The 12,536-nt window shown below is 63.1% G+C and carries 10 protein-coding genes; 9 read left to right on the top strand and 1 reads right to left on the bottom strand.

Features of this window, described 5'->3' with window-relative positions:
- Nucleotides 1–120 precede the first annotated feature (120 nt).
- From NKH70_RS27575 to NKH70_RS27550, 6 genes are all read left to right on the top strand, one after another.
- Complete coding sequence (locus NKH70_RS27575) at nucleotides 121–1,278, top strand: fumarylacetoacetate hydrolase family protein (protein ID WP_352720675.1); 1,158 nt, start codon at nucleotides 121–123, stop codon at nucleotides 1,276–1,278.
- Between the two features lie 78 nt (nucleotides 1,279–1,356).
- Nucleotides 1,357–2,151, top strand: coding sequence for an SDR family oxidoreductase (locus tag NKH70_RS27570; RefSeq protein ID WP_352720677.1), 795 nt, complete (start codon nucleotides 1,357–1,359; stop codon nucleotides 2,149–2,151).
- Between the two features lie 251 nt (nucleotides 2,152–2,402).
- Entirely contained in the window at nucleotides 2,403–3,335 is a 933-nt protein-coding gene (locus tag NKH70_RS27565; protein ID WP_352720679.1) for a substrate-binding domain-containing protein, read from the top strand.
- Between the two features lie 107 nt (nucleotides 3,336–3,442).
- On the top strand, nucleotides 3,443–4,429 hold the full coding sequence (locus NKH70_RS27560; protein WP_352720681.1) for an ABC transporter permease: 987 nt from the start codon (nucleotides 3,443–3,445) through the stop codon (nucleotides 4,427–4,429).
- A 3-nt stretch (nucleotides 4,430–4,432) separates the two neighbouring features.
- Nucleotides 4,433–5,227, top strand: a complete 795-nt coding sequence (locus NKH70_RS27555) for an ATP-binding cassette domain-containing protein (RefSeq protein ID WP_352720683.1) — start codon at nucleotides 4,433–4,435, stop codon at nucleotides 5,225–5,227.
- Nucleotides 5,228–5,284: 57 nt separating this feature from the next.
- On the top strand, nucleotides 5,285–6,307 hold the full coding sequence (locus NKH70_RS27550) for a LacI family DNA-binding transcriptional regulator (protein ID WP_352720685.1): 1,023 nt from the start codon (nucleotides 5,285–5,287) through the stop codon (nucleotides 6,305–6,307).
- Between the two features lie 549 nt (nucleotides 6,308–6,856).
- Here NKH70_RS27550 and NKH70_RS27545 read toward each other — a convergent pair.
- On the bottom strand, nucleotides 6,857–7,438 hold the full coding sequence (locus tag NKH70_RS27545; protein WP_031211029.1) for a TetR/AcrR family transcriptional regulator: 582 nt from the start codon (nucleotides 7,436–7,438) through the stop codon (nucleotides 6,857–6,859).
- 253 nt (nucleotides 7,439–7,691) lie between these two features.
- Here NKH70_RS27545 and NKH70_RS27540 point away from each other — a divergent pair, with 253 nt between their 5' ends.
- Genes NKH70_RS27540 through NKH70_RS27530 form a run of 3 tightly spaced genes read left to right on the top strand, consistent with a single transcriptional unit; the run spans nucleotide 7,692 to nucleotide 12,311 of the window.
- Nucleotides 7,692–7,967 carry a hypothetical protein gene (locus tag NKH70_RS27540; RefSeq protein ID WP_352720687.1) on the top strand — a complete coding sequence of 92 codons (276 nt, stop codon included), beginning with the start codon at nucleotides 7,692–7,694 and terminating at the stop codon, nucleotides 7,965–7,967.
- Nucleotides 7,961–11,140 (top strand): efflux RND transporter permease subunit, encoded by a 3,180-nt coding sequence (locus tag NKH70_RS27535; RefSeq protein ID WP_352720689.1) that lies wholly within the window; start codon nucleotides 7,961–7,963, stop codon nucleotides 11,138–11,140. The genes NKH70_RS27540 and NKH70_RS27535 overlap by 7 nt, the downstream gene beginning before the upstream one ends.
- Before the next feature lie 16 nt (nucleotides 11,141–11,156).
- Nucleotides 11,157–12,311, top strand: a complete 1,155-nt coding sequence (locus tag NKH70_RS27530; protein WP_352720691.1) for an efflux RND transporter periplasmic adaptor subunit — start codon at nucleotides 11,157–11,159, stop codon at nucleotides 12,309–12,311.
- Nucleotides 12,312–12,536: the final 225 nt, after the last annotated feature.

Here is a 12,536-nt window from a genome sequence, read left to right as displayed (position 1 = left end):
AGCGATGCGAAGACCGCTTGAAAGAATTGACAAAGCTCGCCCTGCAAGCGGGATAGACCTTTGGCGGGAATTTGTTGAAAGTGCCGCGGCCGAAGGACAAGACAACAGGAAATGTAAGCCATGACGAACGCCACACATTTGCCCGCCGAAGGGCTCTTCGTTGGCCGCGCCCGGGCGAGCGATGCTTCCCATCCGCTGGTGGTCACGGTGCGCGACGGTACCGTCTTCGACATCACGTCAAATATGGCGCCGACCGTACGCGACGTTTGCGAATTGCCTGATCCGGCAGGACACGTCCGCTCGGCCACGGGGCGGCCGATCGGCCCGCTCGATGCCATTGCCGCCAACAGTTTCGAGACAGCGCGCGATCCGGGGAAACCGTACCTGCTGTCCCCCGTCGACCTGCAGGCGATCAAGGCATCTGGCGTCACCTTTGTCGTCAGCCTGCTCGAACGGGTGATCGAGGAGCAGGCGCGCGGTTCGGCCGAAAAGGCCGACGCCATTCGCGCCGACATTGCCGGCCTGATCGGCCACGATCTGTCCAAGCTCAAACCCGGCTCGCCGGAAGCGATGGAGATCAAGGCCAAGCTGATTGCGCGCGGCGCCTGGTCGCAATATCTGGAAGTCGGCATCGGCCCCGATGCCGAGATCTTCACCAAATGCCAGCCGATGGCCTCGGTCGGCTTCGGCGCCGATGTCGGCCTGCATCCGGTTTCGACATGGAACAATCCGGAGCCGGAGATCGCCATGATTGCCGCCAGCAGCGGCAGGATTGTCGGGGCGACGATCGGCAACGACGTCAATCTGCGCGACGTCGAGGGGCGCTCGGCGCTGCTGCTCGGCAAAGCCAAGGACAACAACGCTTCGGCAGCACTTGGCCCCTTTATCCGGCTGTTCGATGAGACATTTTCCATCGGCGACGTGAAGCAGGCGATCGTACGGTTGAAGGTCGAGGGCGAGGATGGGTTCTCGCTGGAGGGCGCCAGTTCGATGGCCGAGATCAGCCGCTCGCCGGAAGAGCTGGTCGCCGCCGCCATGGGGTCGCACCACCAATACCCGGACGGGCTGGCGCTTTATCTCGGCACGATGTTCGTGCCGTCGAAGGATCGCGGCGAACAAGGCAAGGGCTTTACCCACAAGGTCGGCGACATCGTCACCATCTCTTCAGAGAAGTTCGGTGCCTTGGTCAACCGCGTGCGGCTGTCGCCCGACTGCCCGCACTGGACCTACGGCGCCAGCCACCTGATGCGTGACCTCGCAAGGGCCGACCTCATCTAGTCCCCCAGCCTAACATCCGATAGATTCTAGAATTCTCTGATTGGAAATTACCTGCTCGTCGGCATTCGGGAGAGTCCATTGATCGTCGCTCTTGAGGGCAAGACCCTTGTCGTTACCGGCGGAACGCAAGGGCTTGGCGAGACCATCGCCCGGCTGGCCTCAGCCGACGGCGGCGAAGGGATCGCCATTGTCGGCCGCAATACCGAGCGTGGCAGACGCATCGCCGAAGAGCTTTCACGACCAAGCCGGCCCGTCGTCTTCATCCAGGCCGACCTTGGAGATCCGGCCGCGCCTGCAGCTGTCATGGCGGAAGCGACCAAAAGACTCGGCCGCATCGATTGTCTGGTGAACGCCGCGGCCCTCACCGACCGGGCCTCGCTGGAAACTGGCACAATCGACGACTGGGACAGGTTGTTTTCCGTCAATGCGCGCGCGCCGTTCTTCCTCATGCAGGCGGCCGTAGCCGACATGAAGACACGGCGGGCGGCGGGCGCCATCGTCAACATACTGTCGGTGAATGCGCATTGCGGTGCGCCGGACCTTGCCATCTATTCCGCAACCAAGGGCGCGCTTTCGACGCTGACCAGAAACATTGCCAACGCGCATCTTTCCGATCGCATCCGCGTCAACGGCATCAACATGGGCTGGGTAGCGACGCCGGCCGAACAAGAGATGCAGGCGCGCACGCTGGGCAAGGGCGAAAACTGGGCAAAGATCGCCGCCGCCGGCCTGCCGCTTGGTCGATTGCTGACCATGGACGAAGTCGCCCAGCTAACGCTGTTCCTGCTCAGCGACGCCTCCGGGCTGATGACCGGGACGCTTATCGACCTAGAGCAATCCGTGCTCGGCGCGCCGCCGCGCGGCATTGCATGACGGTCGCAAGGCCGATCGTCGGCCGCCTGGAAAATATCAGCCAAACTGATGCAATCTGATGGGATTGCTGATGGCGTGGTGCCTTGCGCCAACGTCCACTGGCGGATGGAGGCTTGCCATCGATCGAAAAAGGGAATGCTCTAATGCGCCAGGTCGACGCTGGCAAAATGCGACCACCGTTTTGGCCGCGCACGGCTTTTCGCGGTGATCGTCGTCGGAGGAGGAGTTCGGTTCAAATGGGAGGAAATCAAATGCTGACGAGGCTAAGACTGCTTGCACTCGGCTTGGTGGTGGCGCTGGCTATTCCGGCCGCGGCACAGGCCAAGACGTTCTACTGGATTTCGCATGGCGGCCCGGCCGATCCGGTCTGGACCTACTTCCTTGCCGGCGCCAAGCAATGGGCGGCGGATACCGGCAACACTGTCAACACGTCGTTCCACAATGGCGACGTGGCGTCACAGCAGGAGGCTGTTCGCGCCGCGATCGCCGCCAAGGCCGACGGCATCACCACGACCAGCCCTGATCCGGGCAGCCTTGTCGAGATCGTCAAGGAAGCGCGGGCGGCGAACATCCCGATCATCAACTTCAACACGCCCGATCCGAAGGCGGACTTCAACGCCTATGTCGGCGGCGACAACGTCACCTTCGGCAAGCATTGGGCTCAGTATTTGGTCGACAAGGGCCTGGTGAAGAAGGGCGACTTCGTCTGGATGCCGGTCGAAATTCCCGGCGCTACCTATGGCGTCCAGGAAGAGGAAGGCATCAAGAGCGTCTTCGAGCCGCTCGGCATCACCTATGAAATCACCGAAGCGACGCTCGACCAGGCCGAAGTGATCAACCGCATGGTCGATTACCTCACCGCCAACAGGGCCAAGGTCAAGGCGATCATCGGCCTTGGCGACCTTGTCACCGGTTCGATCAAGCGGGTGTTCGACCAGGTCGGCGTCAAGCCGGGCGAAATCCCGGTCGTCGGCTGGGGCAACTCGCTCGACACCACCCAGGAAGTGCTGAACGGCTACGTCAATGCCGGCCAGTGGCAGGATCCGCAGGCGACCAGCTACGTCGCGCTCTCGCTCGCCAACATGGCGGCGAGCGGTATTCCGCCCGGCTTCGACGTGATCACCGGCGCGCTCTACGAGAAGGACACCGCGGCAGTCTACGACAAGATCCTGTCCGGCAAATAAATCCGCGATCGAGTTGGTCACGGCCGCTTCAGCGGCCGTGACTGTCTCATCATTCCGCCGAAGCCGGTTGCGGTCTCGGCCAAATCCAATCCTATCGCGGGTCCAAGGTGGAAAATCGTTCTCTTATCCAACGCTCGATCGCGCGGCCCGAGTTCGGGCCGTTCGTGCTGCTCGTCGTCGAGATCGCCGTGTTCTGGGGCATCAACCACGACTTCCTGTCGCCGCAAAACATCTCGAACACGCTGGCCTTCACGGTTGAGCTCGGGCTGATCGCGCTGGCGATGACGCTGTTGATGACATCAGGCGAATTCGACCTCTCGGTCGGCTCGGTGTTCGGCTTCTCGCCGGTCCTGATGTGGACGTTGTTCAACAGCGGCGTCGCCTCGCTCGAAGCCGCCTTCGTCATGGCGCTGGTGGTCGCTGCGTTCATTGGACTGGTCAATGGCTGGTTCGTGACGCAGCTCAAGATCCCGTCCTTCCTGGTGACGTTGGGCATGCTGCTGGTGGTGCGCGGCACCGCTTTGTTCGTCACCAACGGGTTTCCGCAGCGGACCTGGAGCGCCGAGGGCAGCTGGCTGGCGGAAGCGCTGGTCGGCGATTTCTTCATCGGGCCGTTCCGTATCTATATGTCGCTGTTCTGGTTCATCGCCGCCGCAACCGCGCTCGGCTACGTGCTGACGCAGAGCCGGACCGGCAACTGGATCCAGGCGGCCGGCGGCAACCCAAGTGCTGCAAGGGCGCGCGGCGTCAATGTCAGCGGCGTCAAGATCGGCCTATTCATCCTGTCGTCGATCCTGGCCTCGCTTGCCGGCGTCATCAGCTCGCTGCGCACCTCGGCGGCCAACCCCAACAGCGGCACCGGCTACGAGCTCGAAGTCATCGCCATGGTTGTGATCGGCGGCACGGCGCTGACCGGTGGGCGCGGCACAATCATCGGCACGGTGCTCGGTATCCTGATCCTGCGCGTGATGCGCAACGGCATCGTGCTGATCGGCGTGCCCGGCCTTGCCTATAATATTTTCATCGGCGCCATCATCCTCGGCATGATGGCGCTCCACTCATGGCTGGAACGCCGGCATCAGGCAGGGACTTGAACCATGGCCGAACCGCTTGTCCGCATGGAAAATATCCGCAAGTCCTACGGCCGCGTGCAAGCGCTGGTGGACGCCAATTTCCATGTCAATGAAAGGGAGATCGTCGGTCTGCTCGGTGACAACGGCGCCGGCAAGTCGACACTGATCAAGGTGCTGTCGGGCGCGGTCCCGCTGACCAGCGGCGACATCTTCATCCGCGGCAAGAAGGTGAATTTGCGCAGCACCAGCGACGCCATCGCCCACGGCATCGAGACGATCTACCAGGACTCGGCGCTGGTGACGCAGCTGTCGATCGCCCGCAACCTGTTTCTCGGACGCGAGCCGATCAAGCCGCCGCGTTTCCTCAACCGCATGGACCAGGAGGCGATGAACGTGGTTGCCCGCGACCTGCTCAAGCAGGTCGGCATCTCGAAGAACATCCCGCCCACGACGCCGATTGGCTCGCTCTCCGGCGGCGAGCGGCAGGCGGTGGCGATTGCACGCGCCATGCATTTCGACAGCGACCTCATCATCCTCGACGAGCCGACCAACAATCTCGGCGTCGCCGAAACGCAGGGCGTGCTGAGCTTCGTGCGTAGCGCCCGCGATTCCGGCCATTCCTGCATCTTCATCGCCCACAACATCCATCATGTCTTCCAGGTGGTCGACCGCATCGTCGTCATGCGCCGCGGCAAGGTCGTCGCCGACGATATCGACCCGAAGAAGACCAGCGTCGCCGAAGTCGAACGCGTCATCACCGGCATGTCGGACAAGGAGATCCATGAGGCGCTGGTCGAGGGCACGAAACGGCCCGGCTGAGCGGCCGGGCCGGGCTTATCGTCGAAGCACTGGATCGCATCGCCACATGGTTGCGATATGAAAGCCACCGTTTCGGATATTGCCAGAAGCTGCGGCCTGTCGACCGCGACGGTCGACCGTGTGCTCAACAATCGGCCGGGGGCGAGTGCCGCCAACCGGCAGCGCGTAATGGAGGCGGCCAAGCAGCTCGGCTATCTGCCGGTTGTCGACCAGGTCGCGTTGCCCTCGCGGCCGGCACATCTCGAATTCTTCCTGCCGATCGGCAGCAATGCCTTCATGGCCGATCTGGCCAGACACATCGAGGATTATGCGGCGCGCCTGCCGCTGGTCGCCTCCTGCCGCATCCACAAGCTCGCCGGCATTTCGCCGAGTGCCTTGCAGGTGGCCGTCGAAAACCTCTCGCTCAAGGCGAACGGGGTCGGCGTCATCGCCATCGATCATCCGAGAACGCGCAACATCTTGCGCGAGATCGTCGAGGCCGGCATCCGCCTGGTCACGCTGGTGTCCGACGTTCCTGGCGCGCCCCGCTCAGCCTATGTCGGCATCGACAACCGGGTGGCCGGCCGCACCGCGGCGCTGCTGATGGGACGGTTCCTCGGTGGCCGCCAGGGCCATCTGGCGATGGTGGTCGGCTCACGTTCCTATCGCGGCCACGAGGAACGCGAAATGGGCTTTCGCTCCGTGCTCGGCGAAGAGTTTCCCAATCTGACCGTCACCAGCGCCGTCGAGATCAACGATGAGCCGGAGGTCAGCTATACCGCGACCATGAAGGCGCTGCACAACGAGCCGGAGCTGCTCGGCATCTACTGTATCGGCGCCGGACGCTCGGGTGTGGCAAAAGCGTTGCTCGAAGTCAGGCCGCGGAAGAAGCCGGTGTTCATCTGCCATGATCTGACGCGCGAGACGCGCGGCTATCTCGTCGACGACCTGCTCGACGTCGTCATCGACCAGAATGCGCGGTTGATTGCCGAACAGTCGGTCATTCGCCTGCTCGGCTCGATCGCCTCGTCGGCGCCCTATCTGACGCGGAAATTCATCGAGCCGCGCCTGATCTTCAAGGAAAATGTCCCGGTGCAGTGATGCCGCGCGAGGGCGATGGCGCTCGGGCCTCGATCGTTAAAATTCGGTTGATACCGCAAATCTGCACATCAGCTATGCAACTTTTGTGGTTGCCGAATCATTGGGCAATCGATAGTTTCGCAGGTGTCGGCCATCTACTCCTCCCAGATGCGATGCCGACGCTGAGTGCGGTACACCTCCTCCCGTGCCGTATTCGAAATCGAGCCCGCTGCCACCTCCTCCCGGCAGCGGGCTTTTTTTATTCCGGCTCCGGGATAGCGGCCGACGCTTGGGATCGTGACTAGCACCGGACACGACTGTTGATCCGCGGATCGATGAGCTTCGCTGCGATCGCCGCGGCTTGTCGGGCAGAATCCTGTCACACTTGTCACTCTCACCGGTTCGCCGGCGGCCCTATCCTGCCTCACGACCAGCAAACAACGCCGCGCCGGCAATGGTGCGGGGGATCGGCAAGGGAGACGCGAGATGGCACATCCGGATAGGACGAGACATCACCCGGCGGCGCGGCGCGCAATCGAAACGCCACGGATCGTTTCGCCGCTTGCGAGATTATCTGGCCCTGAAAGAAGTGATCAGGCCTTCCGCCATGCGGACGAACTGCGCGCTCGGGCCCTCGGCGCCGACGCTTTGCAGGCTGACACGGGCGCCCTCGAGCAACAGCGACAGCGTGTCCGCAAGAAGTTCGGCCTGTCCGATGCCGGCATCGCGACACAGGGAGACCAGCCGCTCGCGCTGCGCTTCCTTGAGTTCCTTGATCACTTGCCTTGCCGGATGATCGGCCTCGCTCAGCTCGATGGCGGCGTTGGCCATGTCGCAACCGCGACGGTCGGACATCAAGCAATCGGCCGCCATTCGGACCCAGGCGTGCAGCTGCGCCAGCTTGTCGCCCGGATTCTCGGCCTCGAACTTTTCCCACATCGCGTTGGCGCTGCAGGCGGTCGCCCGCAGACATTCGATGATCAGGTCGTCCTTGGACTCGAAATGCCGGTAGAGCGTCATCTTGTTGGTGCCGGCGGCCTCGGTGATGGCGTCGATGCCGACGCCGCGAATGCCATGCTTGTGAAACATGTCCCGTGCCGTCTCCAGGATCCTGTCCCGGGGGCGAACACGCTCCACAACACCGTCTGTCATCAAAACCTCCGTGATTGCGTTTCCCGAAATTCCCTCGGTGCACCTCTTGACTAGGGTGTTACCGGTCTGTAACGTTAGAGATGTTACTTACCTGTAACACCCGCATTGCATCATGTCAAACTCGCAAGTGCCGGCCATCAGCCCCGCCCCGATCGGCAAGGGGACGAACCGCACCTTACGGCCTCGGCCGGCGAGCAAGAGAACACCCGATCCGCGGCCTGCCGCGGATCACCAAAAACCAGGAGCCGCTTCGATGTCGCAGCGCAATGATCTGACGATCGATGAAGTCGTGAGGGATCCGATGATCCGCATGCTGATGAAAGCCGACCGCGTCGACCCGCGGTCTTTCGAGGCGATGCTGCGTGCGCTGGCGGATGAGCAGGCCGAGCGCCGCAATGCGCCGCGCCGCCCTCTGCAAGATTTCGGTTTTCTCGAAGATTCCGGCTCAATGCGCAGCCGGCGGCTGTCCAGGGTGGCCAAGGCCTTTGGCCGGGCCAGAGCATCGGGCGAGGCGTGCATCTCATGGTAAACTTCTTCATCCATCGCCCGATCTTTGCGTCGGCGATCGCCATCATCATGGTGCTCGCCGGGGGGATCTGTTATTTCCTGCTGCCCGTCTCGCAATTTCCCGACATCACGCCGCCCCAGGTCGTGGTCAGCGCCCATTACCCGGGCGCCAGCGCGCAGGTCGTCGCCGACACGGTGACGACGCCGCTCGAACAGCAGATCAACGGCGTCCAGGGCATGACCTATATGTCGTCGTCGAGCTCCAATGACGGCTCCTCGACGATCACCATCACCTTCGACGTTGGCTACGATCTGAGCACCGCGGCCGTCGACGTCCAGAACCGCGTTTCGCAGGCGGCTTCCTCGTTGCCGGCCATCGTCAATCAGGGCGGCGTGACGATCAAGAAGCAGAACCCGAACTTCGTCCTGATCGTCGACCTCACCTCGCCGGACGGTTCCGTCAACCCGGTCGCGTTGAGCAATCTCGCCTATCTGCAGGTGGTCGATCCGCTGAAGCGCCTGCCCGGCGTTGGCGACGTGCAGATCTTCGGCGAGCGGCGCTATTCGATGCGCATTTGGCTCGACCCCGACAAGCTAGCCAATCTCGGCATTACTGCCGTCGACGTGCAGAACGCCGTCGCCGAGCAGAACGTCCAGGTGGCGGCCGGCAAGATCGGGCAGTCGCCGGCTCCGGCCGGCACTGCCTTCGAGATGCAGGTCAACGCCGTGGGCAGGCTGAGCGATCCCAAGGAGTTCGGCGACATCGTCGTGCGCGCCAATACCGCAAACGGCTCGCTGGTCAGGCTGCGCGACGTTGCGCGCATCGAGCTCGGCGCGCTGCAATATTCGTCGTCGGCCTTCTTCGGCAAGGACCCGACGGTGGTGCTGGCGGTCTACCAGATGCCGGGCTCCAACGCGCTCGATCTGCAGCAGCGCGTCAAGGACAAGATGCAGGAGCTGTCGGCCCGTTTCCCGAAGGGCGTCAGCTACGCCATGCATTACGATACGACACGTTTCGTTTCGGCCTCGATGCACGACGTGCTGATCACGCTCGGCGAAGCGCTGGTCCTGGTCGTCGCCGTGGTGTTCATCTTCCTGCAAAGCTGGCGCACCACGATCATCCCGACGATCGCAATTCCGGTGTCGCTGGTGGCGACGCTGGCCGTCATGAATATGCTTGGCTTCTCACTGAATATGCTCAGCCTGCTCGGCATGGTGCTGGCGATCGGCCTCGTCGTCGATGATGCGATCGTCGTCGTCGAGAATGTCGAACGCCAACTTGAGGCCGGCCTCAAACCGCTGGCTGCCACGCGCACGGCGATGGCTGAGGTCACCGGCCCGATCATCGCCACGACCGCCGTGCTGATGGCCGTGTTCGTGCCGGTCGCCTTCATTCCCGGCGTGTCCGGCCGGCTCTACAACCAGTTTGCCCTGACGGTGGCGATCTCCTTCGGCATTTCGGCCTTCGTCTCGCTGACGCTTACCCCGTCGCTCAGCGCCGCCTTCCTGCGCCACCGGCCGGAAACGCAGTTCGTGCTGTTCCGCTGGTTCAACATGGGCTTCGAACGGCTGGCGCATGCCTATGCGAATGGCGTGCGCATTCTCATCCGCCTGCGCTGGATCATGCTCGGCGTGTTCGCGGCCGGACTTGTCGCGACCTATTTCGTCTGGCAGCGCCTGCCCTCGACCTTCCTCCCGGTCGAGGACCAAGGCTATTTCTTCGTCGTCATCCAGCTCCCCGACGGGGCCTCGCTGGAACGCACCGACGCCGTGGCGCAAAAGGCACGCGACATCCTGCAGAATACCCCCGGCGTCGACATCGTCGGCTCGATCAGCGGCTTGAACTTCCTGACCAGCGCCGCGCAGTCGAACTCGGCGGTCGAATTCGCCATCCTGAAGCCATGGGACGAACGCGGCCCCGACCAGAGCGCTTCGAAGCTCGTCGCCGACGTGCGCAACAAGCTGCTGCAAATTCCGGAGGCTTTTGCGCTGAGCTTCGACCCGCCGTCGATCCCGGGCATTGGTACCACCGGTGGCTTCGAGTTCCAGGTCGAGGACCTGACCGGCCGCGGCAGCGTGGCGCTCAACGATGCGACGCAAGCGGTGATTGCCGAGGCGCGCAAGCAGCCCGAGCTCAACCCGCAGCAATTGTTCTCGTCGTTCTCGACCTCGACGCCGCAGTTCAACTACGATCTCGATCGCGCCAAGGCGAAGCTGCTCGGGCTCAACCTGCCGGACGTCTTCAATACGCTGCAGATCTATCTCGGCTCGCTCTATGTGAACGATTTCAACCTGTTCGGCCGCACCTTCCGGGTGACGATCCAGGCCGACAAGGACTCTCGTGCGGGTCCGGCCGACATTTCGCGGCTCTATGTCCGCAATGCGTCGGGCGGCATGGTGCCGCTGAGCACGCTGGGCAAGCTTGTGCCCATCGTCGGCCCAGAGACCGTGCCGCATTATAACAACAATGCGTCGGCCCTGATCAATGGCGGCGCCGCCCCCGGCTTTTCGTCCGGCCAGGCGGTGGCGGCAATGGAGCGTGCCGCTGCCACGGCGTTGCCGAGAGATTTCGGCTACGAATGGACTGGCATCACCTATCAGGAGCTCAAGGCGGGATCGATCGCATCCGTCGTCTTTGGTCTCGCGATCGTCTTCGTCTTCCTGATCCTCGCCGCGCAATATGAGAGCTGGGCGATGCCGTTCATGGTGCTGCTGGCGGTGCCGCTTGCATTGTTCGGTGCGTTCGTCGTGCTGTGGCTGCGCGGCATGCAGATCGACGTCTATTCGCAGATCGGCTTCGTCATGCTGATCGGACTGGCGGCCAAGAACGCGATTCTGATCGTGGAGTTTGCCCGGCGCCGGCGCGAAGAAGGCCTCAGCATCGTCGACGCCGCGATGGAAGCGGCGCGGCTGCGGCTGCGACCGATCCTGATGACCGCCTTCGCCTTCATCCTCGGCGTGCTGCCGCTAATGTTCGCTACAGGTGCAGGTGCCGCGAGCCGGCAGTCGATCGGCACCACCGTCTTTGGCGGCATGGTCGCGGCGACGATCCTGTCGCTGGTGTTCGTGCCGGTCTTCTATGCGGTGATCGAGCAGCTGCGCGAGCGCCGCAGCGAGAGCGGACCGGTCTCCGAAGCGACTGAACAACCAACTGCCGAATCCGCCTTCGAGCCATTGGCCGAAGCGGCTGAATAGGACTGGAGAATTGATCATGCGTAAATGGAAAATCGCGCTGGGAACGGCCGTCGCCCTTGGGGCGATTTCAGTGGCGAGCGTTCACCTGCTCGACATGGGCAGCCTCAGCCTCAACGCCGGCACAGCCGGGGCGGCGACCCCCAAGCCGGAAGCCTTTGTCATGCCGGTGCCGGTGGTGAGCGTCGTCAAGAAGACGATCCCGATCTATCTCGACTATGCCGCCCGGGTGGAGCCCATTCGCAGCATCACGCTGCAGGCGCGCGTGCCGGGGTATCTGCAGGAGCAGGTCGCCACCGACGGCAGCGACGTTGCCAAGGGCGACCTTCTCTACAAGATCGCCCCGGAGGATTTCCAGGCTGCCCTCGAGCAGGCGAAGGCGCTTATCCAGCGCGACACGGCAACACTCGACTATGCACGCTCCAGTCTCGGGCGCGGCAGCGAGCTCGCCAAGAGCGGCTATCTCGCCAAGGACGTGTTCGACCAGCGCACCAGCACCTTGCGCGAGGCTCAGGCCTCGCTCGCCGTGAACCAGGCCGCTTTGCGGACCGCCGAGCTCAATTTGAGCTATACCGAAATCAGCGCCCCGTTCGCGGGACGTATCGGACGCAGCCAGGCTTCCGTTGGAACGCTGGTCAGCGTCGCCGGCACCGTGCTCAACTCGCTGGTGCAGCTCGATCCGATCTACGTCACGTTCAATCCGAGCGAAACGGACCTGACCCAGATCGAGGAAGCTCGGGCTGCGGGACCGATCAGTGTCGATGTCCTGCTTCCTGGTGAAACCGAACCGCGCCAGAAGGGCGATCTTACCTTCATGGACAACACGATCGATCGCTCGACCGGCACGATCACGGCACGGGCGACGGTCGGCAACGGCAAATTCACGCTGCTGCCCGGCCAGTATGTCCGCGTCAGACTGCACGTCAAAGAGCAGCCCGATGCGCTGATGGTGCCGCAGACGGCACTCGGCTCAGGCCAGCTTGGCAAATACCTCTATGTCGTCGGCAAGGACAACACCGTCGACCAGCGCATCGTTTCGCTCGGACCGACCAATGGCGATCAGGTTGCCATCTTGAGCGGTGTGGCCGAAGGCGACCGGGTGATTACCGGCAATCTGCAGAAGATCGGCCCGGGAATGCCGATCTCGCCGCTGCCCGAGAAACCGGCCACCTGATAACCCCCATCAGGTCCGGTCCCGCGGCGCCCTCGGCTCCCACGCCAAGGGCGCCGTTTTTGCTGATAGTTTCGACACGGTCGATTCAAGCCGTAGCGCGAACGGCGGCTCTGGCGACGATGGCAGCATAGAGGCGCTCTCTAGAGTCTTTCACGTTTTGACGGAAGCGTATCCGGCGTTTGCGAAGTAGTTTTTGCATTCGCCGGGTTCGATCGTCGCAACGAG

The organism is Mesorhizobium sp. M0991, assembly GCF_040318915.1.
GTDB lineage: Bacteria > Pseudomonadota > Alphaproteobacteria > Rhizobiales > Rhizobiaceae > Mesorhizobium.
Note: the sequence above shows the minus strand (reverse complement) of the source record. Positions and strands in the feature narration are given on the sequence as shown.

What these genes read in the sequence shown, in the direction of transcription:
- NKH70_RS27575 (WP_352720675.1), top strand. Translation starts at nt 121, where the DNA reads ATGACGAACGCCACACATTTGCCCGCCGAAGGGCTCTTCGTTGGCCGC.
- NKH70_RS27565 (WP_352720679.1), top strand. Translation starts at nt 2,403, where the DNA reads ATGCTGACGAGGCTAAGACTGCTTGCACTCGGCTTGGTGGTGGCGCTG.
- NKH70_RS27555 (WP_352720683.1), top strand. Translation starts at nt 4,433, where the DNA reads ATGGCCGAACCGCTTGTCCGCATGGAAAATATCCGCAAGTCCTACGGC.
- NKH70_RS27550 (WP_352720685.1), top strand. Translation starts at nt 5,285, where the DNA reads ATGAAAGCCACCGTTTCGGATATTGCCAGAAGCTGCGGCCTGTCGACC.
- NKH70_RS27530 (WP_352720691.1), top strand. Translation starts at nt 11,157, where the DNA reads ATGCGTAAATGGAAAATCGCGCTGGGAACGGCCGTCGCCCTTGGGGCG.
- NKH70_RS27545 (WP_031211029.1), bottom strand. Translation starts at nt 7,438, where the DNA reads ATGACAGACGGTGTTGTGGAGCGTGTTCGCCCCCGGGACAGGATCCTG.
- NKH70_RS27535 (WP_352720689.1), top strand. Translation starts at nt 7,961, where the DNA reads ATGGTAAACTTCTTCATCCATCGCCCGATCTTTGCGTCGGCGATCGCC.
- NKH70_RS27540 (WP_352720687.1), top strand. Translation starts at nt 7,692, where the DNA reads ATGTCGCAGCGCAATGATCTGACGATCGATGAAGTCGTGAGGGATCCG.